General features: G+C 29.6%; 24 protein-coding genes and 8 pseudogenes. 23 read left to right on the forward strand and 9 right to left on the reverse strand.

Annotation, left to right across the window (positions count from 1 at the left end; translation table 11 throughout):
- The 3 genes and pseudogenes from MT340_RS12625 (at position 1) to MT340_RS12635 (ending at position 2,165) form a co-directional block, all read left to right on the forward strand.
- Positions 1–936 carry a replication initiator protein A gene (locus MT340_RS12625; protein WP_243603952.1) on the forward strand — a complete coding sequence of 312 codons (936 nt, stop codon included), beginning with the start codon at positions 1–3 and terminating at the stop codon, positions 934–936.
- A gap of 245 nt (positions 937–1,181) precedes the next feature.
- Positions 1,182–1,391: pseudogene (locus MT340_RS12630) on the forward strand (hypothetical protein); the annotation flags it as partial.
- A gap of 285 nt (positions 1,392–1,676) precedes the next feature.
- Complete coding sequence (locus MT340_RS12635) at positions 1,677–2,165, forward strand: hypothetical protein (RefSeq protein WP_243590283.1); 489 nt, start codon at positions 1,677–1,679, stop codon at positions 2,163–2,165.
- An 84-nt stretch (positions 2,166–2,249) separates the two neighbouring features.
- Here the strand turns inward: MT340_RS12635 and MT340_RS12640 are convergent.
- The 4 genes and pseudogenes from MT340_RS12640 to MT340_RS12650 form a co-directional block, all read right to left on the reverse strand.
- Positions 2,250–2,628: pseudogene (locus tag MT340_RS12640) on the reverse strand (DUF536 domain-containing protein); the annotation flags it as partial.
- 84 nt (positions 2,629–2,712) lie between these two features.
- Positions 2,713–3,164, reverse strand: a pseudogene (locus tag MT340_RS12645) (IS6 family transposase).
- A 9-nt stretch (positions 3,165–3,173) separates the two neighbouring features.
- Entirely contained in the window at positions 3,174–3,386 is a 213-nt protein-coding gene (locus MT340_RS12925) for a hypothetical protein (protein WP_481906668.1), read from the reverse strand.
- Positions 3,387–3,909: 523 nt separating this feature from the next.
- Positions 3,910–4,479, reverse strand: coding sequence for a hypothetical protein (locus tag MT340_RS12650; RefSeq protein ID WP_243590284.1), 570 nt, complete (start codon positions 4,477–4,479; stop codon positions 3,910–3,912).
- 382 nt (positions 4,480–4,861) lie between these two features.
- Between MT340_RS12650 and MT340_RS12655 the strand changes: the two genes are divergently transcribed.
- Genes MT340_RS12655 through MT340_RS12670 form a run of 4 tightly spaced genes read left to right on the forward strand, consistent with a single transcriptional unit; the run spans position 4,862 to position 6,720 of the window.
- Entirely contained in the window at positions 4,862–5,224 is a 363-nt protein-coding gene (locus MT340_RS12655; RefSeq protein ID WP_243603953.1) for a plasmid mobilization protein, read from the forward strand.
- Positions 5,206–6,213: a relaxase/mobilization nuclease domain-containing protein gene (locus MT340_RS12660; RefSeq protein ID WP_243603954.1), complete on the forward strand. Its 1,008-nt coding sequence runs from the start codon at positions 5,206–5,208 to the stop codon at positions 6,211–6,213. Before MT340_RS12655 ends, MT340_RS12660 begins: the two co-directional genes overlap by 19 nt.
- Positions 6,203–6,457 (forward strand): hypothetical protein, encoded by a 255-nt coding sequence (locus MT340_RS12665; RefSeq protein ID WP_243603955.1) that lies wholly within the window; start codon positions 6,203–6,205, stop codon positions 6,455–6,457. The genes MT340_RS12660 and MT340_RS12665 overlap by 11 nt, the downstream gene beginning before the upstream one ends.
- Entirely contained in the window at positions 6,418–6,720 is a 303-nt protein-coding gene (locus MT340_RS12670) for a mobilization protein (RefSeq protein WP_243603956.1), read from the forward strand. The genes MT340_RS12665 and MT340_RS12670 overlap by 40 nt, the downstream gene beginning before the upstream one ends.
- Before the next feature lie 571 nt (positions 6,721–7,291).
- Here the strand turns inward: MT340_RS12670 and MT340_RS12675 are convergent.
- Positions 7,292–8,536, reverse strand: coding sequence for an aminoacyltransferase (locus MT340_RS12675; protein WP_243590287.1), 1,245 nt, complete (start codon positions 8,534–8,536; stop codon positions 7,292–7,294).
- Between the two features lie 268 nt (positions 8,537–8,804).
- Between MT340_RS12675 and MT340_RS12680 the strand changes: the two are divergent.
- Positions 8,805–8,903: pseudogene (locus tag MT340_RS12680) on the forward strand (replication initiation protein); the annotation flags it as partial.
- Positions 8,904–8,941: 38 nt separating this feature from the next.
- Here the strand turns inward: MT340_RS12680 and MT340_RS12685 are convergent.
- From MT340_RS12685 to MT340_RS12695, 3 genes and pseudogenes are all read right to left on the reverse strand, one after another.
- Positions 8,942–9,615: pseudogene (locus tag MT340_RS12685) on the reverse strand (IS6 family transposase).
- 255 nt (positions 9,616–9,870) lie between these two features.
- The gene (gene isaB, locus MT340_RS12690) at positions 9,871–10,263 is read right to left on the reverse strand and encodes an immunodominant staphylococcal antigen IsaB family protein (RefSeq protein WP_243590288.1); all 393 of its coding nucleotides are present in this window, start codon (positions 10,261–10,263) and stop codon (positions 9,871–9,873) included.
- A 257-nt stretch (positions 10,264–10,520) separates the two neighbouring features.
- Positions 10,521–11,042, reverse strand: a complete 522-nt coding sequence (locus MT340_RS12695; RefSeq protein ID WP_243590289.1) for a VOC family protein — start codon at positions 11,040–11,042, stop codon at positions 10,521–10,523.
- A gap of 97 nt (positions 11,043–11,139) precedes the next feature.
- On the opposite strand from MT340_RS12695, the pseudogene MT340_RS12700 reads away from it, so the two are divergent.
- From MT340_RS12700 to MT340_RS12755, 12 genes and pseudogenes are all read left to right on the forward strand, one after another.
- Positions 11,140–11,813 (forward strand): annotated as a pseudogene (locus MT340_RS12700) (IS6 family transposase).
- Positions 11,814–11,942: 129 nt separating this feature from the next.
- Positions 11,943–12,566, forward strand: a pseudogene (locus MT340_RS12705) (DUF5079 family protein); the annotation flags it as partial.
- 173 nt (positions 12,567–12,739) lie between these two features.
- Positions 12,740–12,985, forward strand: coding sequence for a polymorphic toxin type 15 domain-containing protein (locus MT340_RS12710; RefSeq protein ID WP_243590311.1), 246 nt, complete (start codon positions 12,740–12,742; stop codon positions 12,983–12,985).
- 11 nt (positions 12,986–12,996) lie between these two features.
- Positions 12,997–13,272, forward strand: a complete 276-nt coding sequence (locus MT340_RS12715) for a GAD-like domain-containing protein (protein WP_243590290.1) — start codon at positions 12,997–12,999, stop codon at positions 13,270–13,272.
- Positions 13,273–13,307: 35 nt separating this feature from the next.
- Entirely contained in the window at positions 13,308–13,553 is a 246-nt protein-coding gene (locus MT340_RS12720; RefSeq protein WP_261369522.1) for a T6SS immunity protein Tdi1 domain-containing protein, read from the forward strand.
- Positions 13,554–13,818: 265 nt separating this feature from the next.
- Complete coding sequence (locus MT340_RS12725; protein WP_243603957.1) at positions 13,819–14,313, forward strand: TIGR01741 family protein; 495 nt, start codon at positions 13,819–13,821, stop codon at positions 14,311–14,313.
- Positions 14,314–14,488: 175 nt separating this feature from the next.
- On the forward strand, positions 14,489–15,145 hold the full coding sequence (locus tag MT340_RS12730; RefSeq protein WP_243590292.1) for an SMI1/KNR4 family protein: 657 nt from the start codon (positions 14,489–14,491) through the stop codon (positions 15,143–15,145).
- A gap of 161 nt (positions 15,146–15,306) precedes the next feature.
- Positions 15,307–15,468: a hypothetical protein gene (locus tag MT340_RS12735; RefSeq protein ID WP_243590293.1), complete on the forward strand. Its 162-nt coding sequence runs from the start codon at positions 15,307–15,309 to the stop codon at positions 15,466–15,468.
- Positions 15,441–15,962 carry a hypothetical protein gene (locus MT340_RS12740; RefSeq protein WP_243590294.1) on the forward strand — a complete coding sequence of 174 codons (522 nt, stop codon included), beginning with the start codon at positions 15,441–15,443 and terminating at the stop codon, positions 15,960–15,962. The genes MT340_RS12735 and MT340_RS12740 overlap by 28 nt, the downstream gene beginning before the upstream one ends.
- Positions 15,963–15,977: 15 nt before the next feature.
- The gene (locus MT340_RS12745) at positions 15,978–16,472 is read left to right on the forward strand and encodes a TIGR01741 family protein (RefSeq protein ID WP_243590295.1); all 495 of its coding nucleotides are present in this window, start codon (positions 15,978–15,980) and stop codon (positions 16,470–16,472) included.
- 113 nt (positions 16,473–16,585) lie between these two features.
- Positions 16,586–17,020: pseudogene (locus MT340_RS12750) on the forward strand (DNA/RNA non-specific endonuclease); the annotation flags it as partial.
- Positions 17,021–17,031: 11 nt separating this feature from the next.
- Positions 17,032–17,526 carry a TIGR01741 family protein gene (locus MT340_RS12755; protein WP_481906667.1) on the forward strand — a complete coding sequence of 165 codons (495 nt, stop codon included), beginning with the start codon at positions 17,032–17,034 and terminating at the stop codon, positions 17,524–17,526.
- A 250-nt stretch (positions 17,527–17,776) separates the two neighbouring features.
- Here MT340_RS12755 and MT340_RS12760 read toward each other — a convergent pair whose 3' ends face one another.
- On the reverse strand, positions 17,777–18,385 hold the full coding sequence (locus MT340_RS12760; RefSeq protein WP_243603958.1) for a recombinase family protein: 609 nt from the start codon (positions 18,383–18,385) through the stop codon (positions 17,777–17,779).
- A gap of 200 nt (positions 18,386–18,585) precedes the next feature.
- On the opposite strand from MT340_RS12760, the gene MT340_RS12765 reads away from it, so the two are divergent.
- From MT340_RS12765 to MT340_RS12775, 3 genes are all read left to right on the forward strand, one after another.
- Entirely contained in the window at positions 18,586–18,780 is a 195-nt protein-coding gene (locus MT340_RS12765) for a hypothetical protein (RefSeq protein ID WP_151366387.1), read from the forward strand.
- A 29-nt stretch (positions 18,781–18,809) separates the two neighbouring features.
- Entirely contained in the window at positions 18,810–19,130 is a 321-nt protein-coding gene (locus MT340_RS12770; protein WP_070829977.1) for an ArsR/SmtB family transcription factor, read from the forward strand.
- 65 nt (positions 19,131–19,195) lie between these two features.
- Positions 19,196–20,080 (forward strand): permease, encoded by an 885-nt coding sequence (locus MT340_RS12775; RefSeq protein WP_107506045.1) that lies wholly within the window; start codon positions 19,196–19,198, stop codon positions 20,078–20,080.
- Positions 20,081–20,082: the final 2 nt, after the last annotated feature.

A 20,082-nucleotide genomic window follows, 5' to 3' on the forward strand; every position in this document is an offset into this window, starting at 1 on the left:
ATGCCCAATTTTGAAAAATACAATTTATCACAAGTAAAAACTGAAAGGTTTTATCAACTACCTAAATATTTATTCGAAGATGCATATTTTAAAAAAATGTCGGCGGAAGCCAAAATTATGTATGCGTTATTAAAAGATCGCTTTGAATTATCCATCCAAAATGAATGGGTAGATAAAAATAATAACATTTACTTTATTTTCAGTAATAAACATTTGTGCGAATACTTAGGTTATGCAGAACAAAAAATTATAAAATTAAAAAAAGAGTTAATAAGTTTTAATTTACTAACTCAAGAACGTGTTGGCCTTAATAAACCAAATAGATTATACCTATTAAAACCTAATTATGACATTAAAGCCAGTCATAGCAAGGAACTTCCAAATTCACAGTTCCAGAACAATGAATTTGGAAGTTCTAGAACTGTGAATTTAAGTGGTCAAGAACTTCCAAATTCACAGTCTAATGATACTGATTATAATGATCCTGATTATATTAAGACTGATTATAATGATACGTATGATTTGAATGATAATAAACTAACTTTTCCTAGTAATCACACAAATCATTCGAATCACTATAATCCAAACTTTAATGATGAAGCTTTAAAATTTCAATTATTAGAAGAACTACCACAAAGTATTCAAAATTATCTAAGTAACTTTTCTGTAGCTGAAATTAAAATTATCAAAACTGTATTATTAAAAGCTAAAACATCTTTCAACAATACGATTGATAGCTACTACTTGTTAGAAGATATGGAAATAGAAATACTTCATGTTCTTAAACGTTTCAAAGCTATGCTTATTCAAAAAAATGAAACCGTTGAATCAATGCAAGGATACTTAATGAAATCTCTTAAGTCTGAATTCGCTGAAATGCATACGCTTAATAAACGACGTGATCATTTACCAATCACTTCTTTATTTAATCAATAATGATTTAATTAGAGAGCATCTTTAAATAGATGTTCTCTTTTTTTATTAACAGGTGGTTGCTAAGGCAACCACCTAGATCAAACGAAAGTAAGGGAGGGGACAACAAAATAACATCAACACAATGTCACAACATAGCATACTGCTATTAAAAAAAAGAGGAACACTTATGCGTAATAAGAAAAAGATAAATTAAGTTAGTGTGATAATTTAATCAATTGATAAAAATTATAATGGAGGGTGAATTTATGAATGATATTACTATCATAGGAGCTTCACAGAATAATTTAAAAAATATAGATATAACTATACCTAAACATTTGATTACAGTATTTACAGGACGTTCTGGTTCAGGTAAGTCATCACTGGTTTTCAATACAATAGCTGCTGAATCTGAACAACTTTTAAATGAAAGTTATTCTAGCTATATTCAATTTTATTTAAACCAGCAACCTAAAAAAGGTATTACTACTCTATCACCATTTTCGTTTTGCCACTTACATTCAGCTTTTTTAGTAGGACTACTAGAACCAGCAACTAATAATATTGCTGAAAATAAGGCTATAATCTTTTTCATAATTATCTCCATTAAAACATAGAAGCTCAATATAGATTTAAATAATCACTTTAAAAATTCAATTAATTGCAGGATAATAGAGAAAAAATGATAATGAGGAGCAAATGAAAATGGGTGAGGTAGTTCTTGCAATAATCGTACTTTTAATTTTTATATCTTGTATAGCATGATCAAAAATAAAATCAAAGATATGTTTAGAGAAGATGGAAAAAAAGAAACTTATAAAGAGTATCAAAATCATCAAGAAAAACACATTGAAAAACCATCAATTGATGGCACTATTGCAGTAGATAAAATGATTGTACATGCATTAAAATATCATAGTACATTAGATTTTGGAGAACGTCAATTAACGACATCAACAGGTAAAAATGCTAGTGATGTTTTTGATGATATTGCTAGATTAATTCGAAATTCAAGTACATTGGCTGATAGATTAATTGATAATGAAAGTAAATTAATCGAGGGTAATTCTTCTGCTACAGTAGATATTTTTGAAGCAACAATGTCAAATTATAACGTAAAATTAAATTTACTTGGATGGTACATAGAAATGAGCTTAAGAGAATTACAAACATTATCATCAGTTGATGATTTGAGAGGTAAAATTGATGATAGTTTTATTTTAGGAAACGAAGTCTTTTATTCATATTAATAAATAAATGAAAACTAAAAAAGAGTTGACTGATTTGATAGTTGAGAGAAGCAGTGTGAAAGATAGAAAACAACATTATTTTCTAACATTGCTATTTTGTTGATCTAATTGTTTAGTTAGATTCTCAATATATTTTTCATCGTTTTTAACTCTAGTTTCAAAGATTTCTATTTGCTTTTCTAATTCGTTTACTTTTGTTTTTAATGTCTCAGAACTATTTGAATTATTATATATACTTTTCTACTTTTGCAGTATTTTCATCAAACAATTCTTTTTTTACTGCTTTTTTATTTTGGGTTGTACTTTCTTTCTTAGTAATTTTTTCTATAATTTTCAAACAATCATTATCATTAATATAATTAATTCCATTTTTTTCAAAAGATATATTTAAACTTTTAGCATTATTAACAATAGTTTGTTTAGTTACACCTAATTCATCGGCAACCATTTTAATAGTTTTCATAACACCCACCCTTATGTACCTAATTAGGTTATGTTGCAAAGTAAAAAATATAGCTAACCACTAATATATCATGTCAGTGTTCGCTTAACTTGCTAGCATGATGCTAATTTCGTGGCATGGGGAAAATCCGTAGATCTGAAGAGACCTGCGGTTCTTTTTATATAGAGCGCAAATACATTCAATACCTTTTAAAGTATTCTTTGCCGTATTGATACTTTGATATCTTGTCTTTCTTACTTTAATATGACGGTGATCTTGCTCAATGAGGTTATTCAGATATTTCGATGTACAATGACAGTCAGGTTTAAGTTTAAAAGCTTTAATTACTTTAGCCATTGCTACCTTCGTTGAAGGTGCCTGATCTGTAACTACCTTTTGAGGTTTACCAAATTGTTTAATGAGGCGTTTGATAAACGCATATGCTGAATGATTATCTCGTTGCTTACGCAACCAAATATCTAATGTATGTCCCTCTGCATCAATGCACGATATAAATAGCTCCATTTTCCTTTTATTTTGATGTACGTCTCATCAATACGCCATTTTTAATAAGCTTTTTTATGCTTTTTCTTCCAAATTTGATATAAAATTGGGGCATATTCTTGAACCCAACGGTAGACCGTTGAATGATGAACGTTTACACCACGTTCCCTTAATATTTCAGATATATCACGATAACTCAATACATATCTTAGATAGTAGTCAACGGCTACAGTGATAACATCCTTGTTAAATTGTTTATATCTGAAATAATTCATACAGAAGACTCCTTTTTGTTAAAATTATACTGTAAATTCAACTTTGCAACAGAACCAGAAAAGCACTATTAAAAGAACAACAACAAGCATTTAGACAACAATTAGTACTAGATTGGGAAGATTAGAAAGTTTACAAAAGATACTATGGAAGATATACTGAAATTAACAAACAGACAGATACATCATTAGATGTGAAAACCCTAGCATGCCGACCAAAGCCTATGCTGGGGTTTCTTTTTTATCGTTTATGTTCTTTGTTCAATAAGTAAAGAACACGACCAACAATAATTGGACATACGATATATTTCATAACAAACAGAACGACAACCATTAGATGTGGCACCTCCTTTCTACACAGGAAGTGCTTTTTTAGTATAGCAAAATTCTAGAATTTAAAACGATACTTTGAATAAAGATACAAGATGCTAACTAATGAAAACGACTGAAAACGCATCAGATCAATGATGTATAAAACCTGCATAAACGATAATCATAAGAAAAGGAGATGTTAACTAACAATTAGTTATAAATATCCATATTTCATTGAACATTGTACATCAGTTGAAATGATTGTATAAGCTATACCTACTGCATTACCTCTTAAACCTGATTTAATTATTTTATTAAAAGCTTTTTGTTTTTGTCCCTGTTCCCAATAATCAATTACAGCCGTAATTACTGCGGGAGGTATAGATGAACCTATTTGATTAGCAAGTTCTTTTGCATTGCATTCCCATCTCCCATTATAATTATCTCCTACTGCACGAGTAGAAGTTCCAGATTGCTGTTGTTCTTTTGCTTTGGCTCTTGCTTTTGTTATATCACTTTCAAGTTGCTTATATTCTTGAGGAATAGTTCCATATCTTTTTTGAACTTTATTATAATCAATACCTAAGGGATTATTGTTTTCATCATAAGTTACTGCTTCCTTATACATGAAGTTTACCTCTTCATTTACCTCTTCAAAGGTAGGAATTTCATTGCTTTTTTGAGAATTTTCAGATGCATCTACAAGGTTAATAAATGAAAACGATATTACTGATAAAATTAAAGTACATACTAATAATAATTTAAAAGACATTTTTCTAATCAAGTAAATTACGCTCCTTTTATTTTTTTTTATATAAATAATCACCAATAAATTCTACTAAAAAATGAATAATTGTCCCTAAAATAATAGCTGAAAAACAAAGTAAGATAATACTATATTTGTCGCTTAATGAAAATAAGAAATACAATAAAATCAAAACTGCAACTAATGTTATTTTAAAAGTTTTTTTAAAAGTTCCTTTATTTATTTTCACCATCTCCTTTTCAAATTTAAATTAACATAAAATAATATTTGTATGAATGAAATTTTTAATTGTTAATATTATGTAGCTTTAATGGCTAGCAATTAGCCACTTATTTTTTCGTAGAAAAATCCTAAGGGGCTTGGGGATATTCCCCAACAAGCAGGCGTCGATACCACGTGAGTGGCTAGCGACGAAACTGTTGGGCAAAACCATAAACCCAACCGTAAGGAGCCGAAACAAATTAGTTTTCGTGTGAGCGAATCCGAATATTTAAAGTTAAAGCAGTCGGCTGAAACTTTAAATATGAGTGTGCCTGCTTTCGTTAAGAAAAAGGCACAAGGCAGTCGATTGGTCGCACCTAAATTTGATAAAAAAACGCGACAATCGATTGCCAAAGATTTAAGTCGATTAGGGGCGAATGCCAATCAAATTGCGAAATATTGTCATCAACATCAATATGACGCTCCGAATTATAGCGCATTAGAACGTAACATCAATGAATTACGTGAAAGGTTGGATGACATATGGCAACAACTAAATTAAGTGCAACGAAATCAACGTCACGTGCCATCAATTACGCTGAAAAACGAGCTGAAGAAAAAAGTGGCTTAAATTGCGACATAGACTATGCCAAAAGTAGTTTTAAAGCCACACGTGAACTCTATGGTAAAATAGGGAGCAATGAAGGCCATGTCATTATTCAATCATTCAAACCAGGCGAAGTAACCCCAGAACAATGTAATCAATTAGGCTTAGCATTAGCTGAAAAATTTGCACCTAATCATCAAGTCGCTGTCTATACACACAACGATACGGATCATGTACACAATCATATTGTGATTAATTCAATTGACCTTGAGACAGGGAAGAAATTTAACAACAATAAGCAAGCCTTACGTGATTTAAGAGACTTTAATGACGACATATGTCGTGAACATGGCTTAAGCGTGCCAGAAAAAGATACAGCACGCTTACGTTATACACAAACAGAAAAAGCGATTGCTGACCCTAATACAAAATCAACCGCCCAATATTCATGGAAAGATGAGATACGTGAAGCAATCGACCAATCAACAGCCACAAATATGGACGAATTCAAAGACCATTTAAGTCAATATGGCATTGAAATTGCACGAGTTACACCTAAGAGCATTACCTATCGACATCTAGCTGAAGATAAAAAAGTCCGTGGCCGTCGATTAGGTGAAGATTATAACAAAGGGGGTATAGAAGATGGCTTTGAAAGAAAAATACAACGACAACAGCAAGAACGAGAAGATGACAACGACATCCAGCCAAAACGACCAACTTCAAACCGTGATGAACCAGCTCAACGAGATACAGGCGTCACTCAATCAGATTGGGATAAATTCGCCCAAGACACAAATGAGCTTGAGCGTCGCAGACAAGCTGCAGAGTCAGCAAGACTTGCTGATGAAAAGGCTCGAAGAGATCGAGAAGAGAGAGAACGAGCGAAACAAGCGTCACGAACAATTATTGACAACGATAGAGACCACGGCCTTGAACTTTAATCAAGCCACAGAAAAAACACAAAAAAGATTTATTAGCGTTGCAAAACACTATGTGGAACGTATTAATAACAATAATTTAAAACAAGATTTTCAATCAGCAATCCAACAAGAATTAGAAGATGTGAAATCACAAACACAAAATCTAGTTAAACAGTTTCAAAATCATCAATCAGACCTACAAAAAGCACATGATGACTATAAAAAATGTTTGATGAGCGCATCGAAACGAATGAAACAGCAATAAAACAATATGATCAAGCATTCAATCGTTTAACTAAAGGGTTTACAGCCATGTTTTTCATCGTCGCCTTAGTAATGATTACTTTTGTAGTCTTAAGTCCATTAGGTGATTTATTAGGCGTACAACATTTTTATGACTGGATTAATCACGTTTTAAAAACAGGTCATTCAGCATGGCGATATCTAATCGTGATGTTTTATTTTGTCCCTTACATCTTATTTAGTTTACTCATATATGCCATTTTAAAAGCGTATGAGCGACTTTAACCTTAATCAGTATTAAAAAAATAACTTATCATGAAAAAACGCTGTATATGGTTTAAATTAGTTTAGAAATAGAATTAAACATTTTTTATAAAAGGAGATCTGAAATGCTTATATTTTTGTTTATATTAATGAGTGGACTTTTAAGTTATTACTTGATTAATCGTTCAAACAAAAAGAAATAACGCTATTATGCCGAGAAAATTTATTGTGCATTGAGAAGCCCCCTTAACTAAACTGATTCGACGAATGTCTGGATAGCGTGAGCTATTAACCCGACGAGTCGACAGTTTTGGGGTTTGTTAAGGGGGCAGAGGCTCAATGTCAATAAAGCAATTGGAATAATGCAATAAGTAAATGATTTTTATTAATCAAAACCAACCATTTTTTATGGTTGGTTTCCTTTTTGTTTTTTGAATTTTGAGGGGCAAATTGCCCCGAACTTTTTAATATCTTTTTAGGCACCTTTTGAGTCCTAGAGGGACAATGGATTTGGGATGTTAAAAGGGAGATTTTTAAATTCTGTCACTTATAATCTTTTTCATCTATTATGTATAAAGATATTACAATCAATTTATTTATTCAAAATTTGATAAACTTTATAAAACAATGGATGTATAGGCTTAATAAAATCTCCAATATATTCTTCAATATGTGCACCAAATCCCTTTTTAAACTGTTGTACTCCATAATCATCAGCATCTTTACTAAAGTCTCCTGTAATTCCATAAAAATTATATCTTGGAATCTGATGATCTAGTGCAAATTGAATCATGTCCCATTGTAATGCGTATGCTCCTTTGAATTGGTAAAAATTAGGGTTTGAACCGCTCGAAAGATAGTAAACTTCATCTTTATTATATATATATAAAGCAGCTGCTAAATCTAAAATATTACCTTCACTATCAATTAAACTTTGTGCTTCTTGAACTTTCTTTTTATTACTTTGAAGTTTTTGTTCTAATTGTTTATGTTGAGATTTACTCTTCTTAGAATTCGGGTTTTCTTTGAGCTTATCTTTTATCATTTCCATTGATTTATTTAATTTTACCTTTGTAATTTCAAGCTGTTTTAAATAATTCTGTAAGTTAATATAAGATAACTTAATCATTGAATTTTGTGGATACATTACTTGAGCTTCTTTAAAAAATTTATAAGGGTTCTCTCTATATTTAAAATTATGTCTTTCTTCAGCCATTTTAAACAAACGATAAAACCGTTGTGTTTCAGATATATCTAATGTAATTGTTTCAACTCCCATTTCTAAGGATTTCTTGATATTACGTCGTGTTTGATATTCCATATCTTTCCATATAGTATCTTTACTTTTATCTTTTAAATTCAATACAGACAACCAACGAATCTGACTTTTTTGAGAATAACCGACTGTATATCCTTGATGTTTATATCCTAATTTTGAAAGTTGATATATTAAATTTGTATTATTAAAGGAGTGTAATATTTCCCCGTCTGTATTTCTAATGTTTTCTAAAATATACGGATCCAATGATGCAAATAATGTTCTGTGTTTTTTCAAATATTTAGTTAATCCTTTAAAAAAACAATCAACAAGTATTTTATTATTATAGTCAAGAACCGGCCCCTTATGAGAATAAAAATATTTAAATATTTTTAACGCTCTTGCTTCAGATAGTAAACAAGCACCTATGACCTCATCATTATCTTTAACTCCAACCAAATGAACATCATTATTTTTATTTTTACGAAATCGATATTGATCTATAGATTGCGTAAAATGTACTGGTCTACTATTGATAAAATCTTCATATTCTTTTTCTGTCAAAGTTGTAAAATGCATATAACTGTCCTCCTAACTCATGTAACTTTACTATAACAATCGAAAAGTATTTTTCAATTATAGTATTGATATAAATTATTTTTAATATTTTCCTAAAGGGCAAATTGCCCGGAACTTTTTAATATCTTTTTATAAATCTTTTTAAAACCTTTTTAGGCACCTGTTGTGCCTTAGAGCGACAACGGATTTGAAATGTTAAAGGCATAGTTTTGCCACATAAAAGGCATAGTTTTTATATTGTCATGCCTTTTATAAAGGAGCATTTTATATGAGTGGAGAAACCGTTATTTATAAAAATGAAATGAATTTAGTCCCATTAAGACGATTTACCGCTACTGAAATTAATTGGTTCTGTTGCAAAGTAAAAAATATAGCTAACCACTAATATATCATGTCAGTGTTCACTTAACTTGCTAGCATGATGCTAATTTCGTGGCATGGGGAAAATCCGTAGATCTGAAGAGACCTGCGGTTCTTTTTATATAGAGCGTAAATACATTCAATACCTTTTAAAGTATTCTTTGCCGTATTGATACTTTGATATCTTGTCTTTCTTACTTTAATATGACGGTGATCTTGCTCAATGAGGTTATTCAGATATTTCGATGTACAATGACAGTCAGGTTTAAGTTTAAAAGCTTTAATTACTTTAGCCATTGCTACCTTCGTTGAAGGTGCCTGATCTGTAACTACCTTTTGAGGTTTACCAAATTGTTTAATGAGGCGTTTGATAAACGCATATGCTGAATGATTATCTCGTTGCTTACGCAACCAAATATCTAATGTATGTCCCTCTGCATCAATGGCACGATATAAATAGCTCCATTTTCCTTTTATTTTGATGTACGTCTCATCAATACGCCATTTGTAATAAGCTTTTTATGCTTTTTCTTCCAAATTTGTTATAAAATTGGGGCATATTCTTGAACCCAACGGTAGACCGTTGAATGATGAACGTTTACACCACGTTCCCTTAATATTTCAGATATATAACGATAACTCAATGCATATCTTAGATAGTAGCCAACGGCTACAGTGATAACATCCTTGTTAAATTGTTTATATCTGAAATAGTTCATACAGAAGACTCCTTTTTGTTAAAATTATACTATAAATTCAACTTTGCAACAGAACCAAAAAGAAGTTACTTCAACTATTTTTTGAAATTGTGATTTATACACATTTTAAGCTCCTGAGCCTTCAAATCCAATATTAACTGATTGAACTTTACCGTTCTTTTGTACAAATGTTACTGGCATATGATAATTACCATTTTGACCGCCAACTAATTTATATGCATCAGTATTAGGATTTTTATGACCGTGAACATCTGCTTATTCTACTAAATCTTTATCATATACAGATTTTAATTGTTTAATAGTTACGTTATTCACTTTAATTTGGACAGATGTTGCAGTCTTTTTCCCGGATTTCACTGAGAAGAATGATTGATCGTACTTACTGAAATTATTCAATTTACTGCTAGTACCTGATTGAGGAACAATTTTCGTTCCATTAAAAGTAACATTTCCATACTTAACAGCATTTTTAAATGTCTTGTTTAATAAAAATGACCCATCATTATTAACGTAGCTACTATAAGTATAATATGGTGTAGTAGCTGCATGTGCTTGATTATGATGTGGTTGTTCTACTGAGGCTCCGACTCCGAATACTGTTCCCATGGCTAAAGTTGCACTAACAATTGCTTTGGCAGTTCTATTCATATGAATCTTCCTCTCATCTTTAATCGAATCGCCTTACATTTGATATGTTACGATTCGATTACAATATTACAACAATATTACTTAAAATGCAATTTTACATTAATTATAAATATTTTCAGTTTGTTAATAACTATTATTGCAATCTAGGATAAACGCTAATAAACTAAATATCTTCATACACAAAATAAAGCTATCCCATAGTATTTATAGAATAGCTTTTAAAATTTCAAATAGTTAAGTAGTTGCAAAGGGCAATATTACTCCCCTGGTATAAATACTTTAGCTTCACTATCTTCAGGATAATAATAACCATTTGGTATAGCTTGTAATTCAATTAAGGCATTAAATGGTGCTTTAACGTACACACTTTTACTACCTTCTGAATCTTTATAAGTTGAATTATCATGTGTTTCAGATAGTGGTTCAGCACCTGCACGTCTAGCATCTTCTAGTACATCTTCAATACCATCCACCATTAATGAGATATGATTAAATCCTAAATCCTCTAACTTAAGTGGATCTTTTTGATTATTACTTTCTACTTCGAACATTTCAATATTTGGACCATTTCCAATGATGATCATTCTTTGACGTACAATTCTAGCACCTTTCGATAAACCTAACATACGTTCAACTTCTGCGCCCTCTCTCGGTTCGTCTTCGTAAGTTAATGCATCGTATGCAATTTTTGCGCCGAATGCTTCTTTTAAAAATGTTGTTGCTGCTTCAATATCTAGTACTGTTAAACCAATATGATTGATACCTTTAATATGACTCATAAACATCTTCCTTTCTTTTTCAATATTTATTTACCCTAAATGGTTCTGTTGCAAAGTTGAATTTATAGTATAATTTTAACAAAAAGGAGTCTTCTGTATGAACTATTTCAGATATAAACAATTTAACAAGGATGTTATCACTGTAGCCGTTGGCTACTATCTAAGATATGCATTGAGTTATCGTTATATATCTGAAATATTAAGGGAACGTGGTGTAAACGTTCATCATTCAACGGTCTACCGTTGGGTTCAAGAATATGCCCCAATTTTATAACAAATTTGGAAGAAAAAGCATAAAAAGCTTATTACAAATGGCGTATTGATGAGACGTACATCAAAATAAAAGGAAAATGGAGCTATTTATATCGTGCCATTGATGCAGAGGGACATACATTAGATATTTGGTTGCGTAAGCAACGAGATAATCATTCAGCATATGCGTTTATCAAACGCCTCATTAAACAATTTGGTAAACCTCAAAAGGTAGTTACAGATCAGGCACCTTCAACGAAGGTAGCAATGGCTAAAGTAATTAAAGCTTTTAAACTTAAACCTGACTGTCATTGTACATCGAAATATCTGAATAACCTCATTGAGCAAGATCACCGTCATATTAAAGTAAGAAAGACAAGATATCAAAGTATCAATACGGCAAAGAATACTTTAAAAGGTATTGAATGTATTTACGCTCTATATAAAAAGAACCGCAGGTCTCTTCAGATCTACGGATTTTCCCCATGCCACGAAATTAGCATCATGCTAGCAAGTTAAGTGAACACTGGCATGATATATTAGTGGTTAGCTATATTTTTTACTTTGCAACATAACCTGATAGTATCAATAATAAAAATTTCGGAAAATCAATAAGCTCAATATTTTCATAAAGGAGGTAAATTTTAAATGGAAGATTCACTGAAACAGATGAGAAAACCATCTATACAAGTAATGAACGTGTTGTCAATATTGTTTATATTAGCGGCAGCTATCCAATATCATTATAACCTTACATTAGAAAATACACCTAAATATTTATTAATTACGACGGCAATTTCGCTTGTAATCAATGTATTAGGATTATTACAAATGTTCGAAAGGAAAATAACAAACCCAATAAAACAAGCAAGAAGATATTTAATAGTTAATATTTTAACTTGCTATTTTACTTATGTAACAGTATATAATTTGTATTTTTTTGTAGCAGCTGAACATCATTATTATTTAGATAAATATTGGTATGTTGGATTTATTACTTTATTTGTATGTAGTACGTTCCATGTTCTAAGTCTAATTTTGATGAGCTTTTATCCAGACTGGTTAAGAGTGGATAAGGTTATAGTAATAATAGTATTAAAGGTCATAGCATCATTAATATATGTTCAAAAAATCATAGAATATATAATAATTCCCAATATTGCTGATTCCCATTTTGTATTTATTGTATCTATTATTATGATTTTTGCATGTAACTTTTTAGTTTCTCAATATTATTTATTGTATGGAAGAGTATTTACAGATTTTAATAAACTAAGTGAAGATAATAAAAAAGATATGGAGTCAATAAATAATGGAATTAGACGTATTGATAATGCCTCATATAGCAAAAATGGAAGAGATATTGAAGCGAAACACTATCAAATGCTTATGCGAGAAAAAGCAATAAAGAAAAATTTCAAGAGTTATTAAGTTCTGGGGTTTCTATAAAAGAAGCAGAACAACAAAGTGAAATTTGGTTAAAAAAACAAGCAGCATTGCATAATCCAGATATGATAGCTGGTGGGTATGCACATAACATAGGTGGGTTAGGAGATACAAAAATAAATTCATCTCTTGGAAGTCAGTGGAAATACAAAATTGATGATTTGGATTATCAAATTAAAGAACAAAGTAAAAAATTTAATGAGAAAGAGCTAGAAAAAATATATTTAAATATAAGCTTAAATTAATGGAGGATCAAATGATAGAAATAAAAGATTTTAAAAAAGTAGCAAATGTACCACAAGAAATTATTAATAAGTATGAAAATATATTATCAGAGGAAATCATAGAATTTTGGAAAGATTACGGATTAGGTACATTTTTTGAAGGTTTTATGAAAAGTATAAATCCGGAAGAGTATACAGATTTGATGGAGTACGGAACTCAATTTTTTAAGGATGCTGTGCCATTATTTGTAACTGGATTAGGAGATATCATTTATGTAGAAAAAAAGATGGATTTATGGGAATTTTAAAGTTTCGATATAAAGAAACAAAAGTTTTAATGCAAATGTTTAATTTAACTATAAAATTAATTATTGATGAAAATGATAAATATTTTTGTGATTCACATATTGAACCTCAAATGTATTTCGAAGCATTAAAAACAAAAGAAGCACCAGCTTATGATGAATGCTTTGGATATGTACCTATATTACCCTTAGGTGGTAAAGAAGTAGTAGAGCATATGGATACAGTAAAAATACGAGAACATATCCTATTAATTACAGAATTAACTGGGCCAATTAATGACTAAAACTTAAGAATTTAGTCATTAATAAAGTTGTAGGTATTTACATTTGGAAGTTAAGCAATGAAACTAGCTTAACTTCCTTTTTTGAAAACTATCAAACTATGTTCATTATCAAGAAGACCCAAATCTTACAAAGGTTGAATATAGTGACCATTATAAACGTGGATTTATGAGTGGAAGTCAAAGACCAAGTGGTTTTTCAGTTGATTATGAAATAAATGGATATAATCAAACTAGATACATTAAGAATATATAGGAGGAATAGAAAATGATTTTTGAAGAACAAGTAAGTAATCTTTATAATGAAATCGCTAATGATGTCAGTGACATGATACCTGACAAATGGGAAAATATTTATTTAAAAGCATATGTAAATGATGAAAGTAGTGAAGTATTTTTCTTTTACACTAAGAATAATGAGAATGAATTATATTATAGTGGAGATATCCCAAAACTATATAATGTGTCTCCAGTTATATACAAAGATTTATTGATAGAGGTTCATGAAAAATTTATAAAATTAAGAGATGTCTTTAAAAAAGAAAATCAGGAAACGTGGACATCATGTGAATTTAATTTTACTAATGAAGGGAAATTGAATGTATCATTTGGATATATAGATTGGAAAAACTCAGATTTTGGACAATATGACCGGTTTAATTATTATAGATATAAAAAATTTGGTGTTCTGCCTGAATTAGATTATACGAAAGAAGAAATTAGAGAAATAGAACAATTCATTAAAGAACAAGAAGAAAAGTAAAAGATAGTGAAGAAAGACTAAGCAATGTAAAAGTTGCTTAGTTTTCTTTTGATGAATAAAAATAACTTAATTTATATAGTTGATTAACAATTTTAATAGACGTATAGCTTTATCTATAATATTCTGAAATAGATTTAAATGTTAATTAATATATTAGTGTAAGGGTAGGTAAACAATGAGCATTTTGGAAGAATTTCAACAATTTGATCCATCATTCGTTTATGTAGAGAATTATGAGAAAGCTAATATACCACATAAGTGGAAAAGAGTGCTTTCAACTAAAGATAAAACACAAAAAGTCAATTTAATCATTGAAATATGGAAAAATGGATTTAGCAAAAAATTATCAAATGTATTGAATTATATGTCTAGAAATTTAAAAGATTGTGAATTGATAAAAAATAAAGACCAGCATTATATTGTATATATTTTACAACACCCTACTAATGAGACTATTTATTATCTAGGAGGACTAGATAGCGATAATACAAATTTAGAAATGTTACCTAATGATTTAAAGAAATTTTATCAAGAAGTTCATAACGGATTTTACTTCTTTCCAGGAAAATTTATGGGTTTACAAGAAATCAAAGATGTTAACGTAATGAGTGAATATGATTGGGGTGTCATTTCAGATTTAGATATTCATATAGATTTTGATTTAGATGATTATAGCATTGTTTTTACTACAGGAATGGGCGGATATATAATTGTAAAAGCATACAACGATCATTCTAATGCAATTATTTGGTTTGATGATGACGAACCGATATATGACGAAAATATATGGGACATATTAGATGAATGGTTATATTTAGGGTTTACAGAATGATTAATTTACCTATCAAATAAAGTTTTTACTTCTTAATTTTATAAATATGTACAGTATATAGAAAAACTGATGGATGGTATAACAAAGCGGAAAATTGAAGAATATCTTTAGTGAACCGGCTACCTTAATTTAACAATACTCTTATTTAAGGAAGATAAAATATGAATTATTTACAATATTTAAAAAGATTCAATAAAAATATAAAAATTTTAAATGAAAACGAACTAGAAAAAATACCTCAACGTTGGAAATATATTATGCTGTCTGAGAATAGACTTGAGAGAGTAGTTGAATATTGGAAAGAAGTAGTAGGGGGAATTTAAGTAATACAATTCGGTATATAGAGAATCATTTAATTGATATCCAATGTATAAAAGTTAACGAAGATTATTATATTTTGTATAACATTCTTACTGAAAATAAAGAAGAAGGAATATATGTAGGTAAGATACCTAATGAAAATAAAAAAATATCTTGTATATATGATAAACTGCCTAATTCACTACAAACTTTTTATTCTAATCTTCATGATGGATTTTATTATTTTGCAAGTGACTCTATGGGCATTTTGGAATTAAGTATGGTTAAAAATTTAAATGAATATGATTGGGCAATTTTAGAAGAAATTGATGAACCCAAAATAAATTTAGATACATCTTATATAATTTTTGATTCTGGTATGGGTGGATTTATTGTTGTAGATGTGGATAAAGGGATAGATGACGCAACAATTTGGTTTGACGACGAAGCACCAATGTATCAAAAAAACTTTTGGAATTTTTGTGATGAATGGATAAAAATGGGGATGGAAGAGTAAATAGGAGTGATGAATATGGGATTTGAAGAGAAATTAAATGAAATGTATCAGGAAATAGCGAACCATATTAATGATATGATACCAACAGAATGGGAACAGGTATATACAATGGCATATATTAATGAAGAAGGCGGAGAAGTATCTTTTAATTATACTATACCTGGTAGAGATGACTTACATTACTATACTGCTATTCCTAAAAATTATAATGTTTCAGAAAAGATATTTAGTGAGTTATCTTTCACTCTTTATAAATTATTTAAAAGGCTCAGAGAGCTATTTATAGAAAATAATCAAGAACCATGGACATCATGTGAATTTGATTTTAATAATGAAGGTAATTTAAACGTGTCCTTTGATTATATCGATTGGAAAAACTCAGGTTTTGGTCAAATTTCTAGAGATTATTATTATGAATATAAAAAATTCGGAATTATACCTGAATTAGATTATGCAAAAAAAGAAATTAAAGAAATAGAACAATTCATTAAAGAACAAGAAGAAAAGTAAAAGGTAGTGAAGAAACTAAGCAATGTAAAAGTTGCTTAGTTTTCTTTTGATTACAAAGCATAGTAAATTTTAATTTTATTGCTAAATATATATATATATAATATTTTAGAGAGGAAGCTAACATCGAATATACAACACCGCATGGACATGTATATCGTACGGATCACAAAGGTCGTATTAAAGAAGTATATGCGGATGACCTATCATTTCAAAATGGCGGACGTAATTCATATGCGCAACGAACAGTTGGAAGAGAAGACCGATGACCAGATGATGACGGTGGTCATTTAATTGCACGCGCATTCGGAGGTTCTAAAGATATAGACAATCTTGTACCTCAAAGTAAATACATCAACCGTTCATTTAAAGGGAATGGTCAATGGTATAAGATGGAGAAAGAATGGCAAAAAGCAATTGACAAAGGCAAAGATGTGAAAAACATTAAAATTAAAGTAAAATATGAGGGACAGAGTCAAAGACCAAGTGGCTTTTCAGTTATATATGAAATAGGTAGCGCAAGACATTCTAGATATATTCATAACATATAGGAGGTATAGCAATGATTTTTGAAGAACAAGTAAGTAAGCTTTATAATGAAATAGCTAATGAAGTCAGTGGTATGATACCAGATAGTTGGCAAAATATTTATTTTAAAATATATATAAATGATGAAGGAAGTGAAGCTTTTTTCTTTTTCACTAAGAATAATGATAATAAAATATATTACAGTGGTGATATTCCTGAATTATATAACGTTTCCTCAGATATATATATAGATTTATTGATAGAAGTCCAAGAAAAATTCAGAAAATTAAGAGCCATCTTTAAAAAAGAAAATCAAGAAGCATGGACTTCGTGTGAATTTAATTTTACTAATGAAGGAAAATTGAATGTATCATTTGGATATATAGATTGGAAAAAATCAGATTTTGGACAAGTTGCTAGATTTAATTATTATAGATACAAAAAATTCGGTATTGTACCAGATTTTGAATATGAAAAAGAAGAAATTAAAGAAATTGAACAGTTCATTAAAGAACAAGAAGAAGAGTAAAAGGTAGTGAAGAAAGACTAAGCAATGTAAAAGTTGCTTAGTTTTCTTTTGATTACAAAGCATAGTAAATTTTAATTTTATTGCTAAATAAATACATATAAAATCAACGTTAATCAGAAAAAATATAGACAAAAGAGAGCGCATATTTACACTCTCTTTTCTTGTTATATTATTAAAAGCTCATCATAGATTTTTATTATCTGTTTTGAGATGCTGTGAGAAGCTCTCATTTGCATCGAAGTAAAGTTTATTAAACCAAATCATTATCGTGTTTAATTCTATAAACAGTTTGCCTTGTTATATTAACTTCTTTCGCAATCTTACTGATAGCTGTGCCTTCTTCTAACATTTCTACAACTCTATGATAAATAATACGTTTTTGAGGATCTTTAGCATTCGCTGAATAAAGTAACGGACGCCCTTTATACACACCTTTTTCTTTCGCAACTTGAATACCTTGTGCTTGTCGACGTTTACTTTCATTTCGTTCTTGTTCTGAAACCATTGCTAATATTTGAATGATTAAATCTTTCATAAACTTATCTAATAAAGGATTGCCAATGACTTCATTCATCATAGGTAAACTAGTAATCATCAATTGAACTTCTTTATCCTTTAAAAAATTAACTGTGTTAATCACTTCATCATAATTACGACCTAAGCGATCAATCGATTCCACTACAAATCTATCGCCCATTCTCACAAAGTTAAGTGCTTCTTGAAATACGGGTCTATTTTCTACTGACTTTCCCGATTGTTTCTCTGTAAATATTTTCTCTACGCCAAATGTTTTCAAATTATCTAGCTGTCTCTCTAAATTTTGATCTATCGAAGATACTCTTGCGTAACCTATAATCATTCATTTTCACTCCACAATTAATATACACCCTAATCATACGTTTAAGTTACTATAAATTCAATAACTTATTTTGTATGATTAGGGTGTACCCTAAATAACATAGATCAGTAGCTTGCAAAAATTTAATTAATAATTTATAGTTAATATATCAAAAAAAGTTGATTTATTGTTTTTAGTATTTTATAAAGGAATTCAATTTTATGAGAATAAATCATGCGAGTACATTATCTATTGATTATTTTGTTAGTTATTTAAACCTAATTATGATATCAAGAGAAGTTTCTTTAAAAGAAGCTGTATCATATATGAAATACTCTTTCTTTAACAACACTATTGAAAGATATGGTGAAATAACTGCACATAACTTTAAACAAGCAGTTGAAAGACTTAAATAATTATCTAATATAAGAATGGAAGTGATTAAATGGAAATAATCAAGACCAATCCAGATGTACATAAAGAAGAACAATTAGATTTTTATGAAAAGATATTTGATGCACTTGCAGATAAGATTAGACTTAAAATTTTACAATCAATACGTCAAAGTGATACAAAGTCTTTGTGCGTGTGCGATTTGGAAGAAATATTAGGATTGAAACAATCTAAACTTTCGTACCATTTAAAAAGATTGGTAGATGCAAATATATTAAGTGCTGAAAAGCATGGTACTTGGAATTATTATCAAATTAATGAGCAACAAATACAGATAGTTTTAAATGAAGATACTTGCTGTAAGATACTTTAAGTATCTTTTTTATCATAGTATTAATCAATATTTTTTGATTAAATAAATTTGGAGGCGTTATACTAATGATAGATTCGGTTATAGAATTTATGAAAACATTTCTAATGCTATTTTTTGAATTATTAATACTGTTCATAATCGTAAGTTTTATTGTAAGTCTAATCCAACAAGTAGTTTCGGAAGATAAAATCAAAAGCATGTTAAGTCGACCTAACCAAGGAATCAATTATTTTTTAGGGATGATATTTGGTGCGATAACGCCCTTTTGTTCCTGTTCGACTATTCCAATACTCGCAGGATTATTAAATTCTAAAGTACCTTTTGGTCCATCTATGAGTTTCTTAATGGCTTCACCATTGATGAACCCATTAATGATATTTATGTTATGGGCTTTATTAGGTTGGAAAGTTGCTGCTGTTTATTTTGTTGTACTAGCAATATTTAGTATCTTAACAGGTTTTGTATTTTCAAAAATGAATTTAGCTAAAAGTTATAAAGGAGTAAATGTTAAAGGCGATGGATTTTTTGCTAATAAAACAGGATCTCGTTTTAAACAAGCATTAAACGATGCGTGGGCATTTTTATATCCAATGCTTCCTTACCTATTTATTGGTGTATTTATTGGAGCATTCATATATGGATTTGTACCCGAAACATTTATTACAAAATACGCAAGTGGAGATGGCGTTATATCTGTATTCATTGCATCTGTTATTGGTATTCCTATGTATATCAGACCTGAAACAATGTTACCTATAGCTGAAGCATTAGTATCAAAGGGGATGTCCTTAGGAACAGTAGTTGCATTAATCATAGGTGGTGCTGGGGCAAGTATTCCCGAAGTTGTATTATTATCTAAATTATTCAAGAAAAAATTTGTAGTTTCATTCGTTATCGCAATTTTAGTTGTAGCTATTGCTACAGGATTAATAATTAATATAATTGTTTAAGT

It is taken from the genome of Staphylococcus sp. NRL 16/872, assembly GCF_022815905.2.
Classification (GTDB): Bacteria; Bacillota; Bacilli; order Staphylococcales; family Staphylococcaceae; genus Staphylococcus.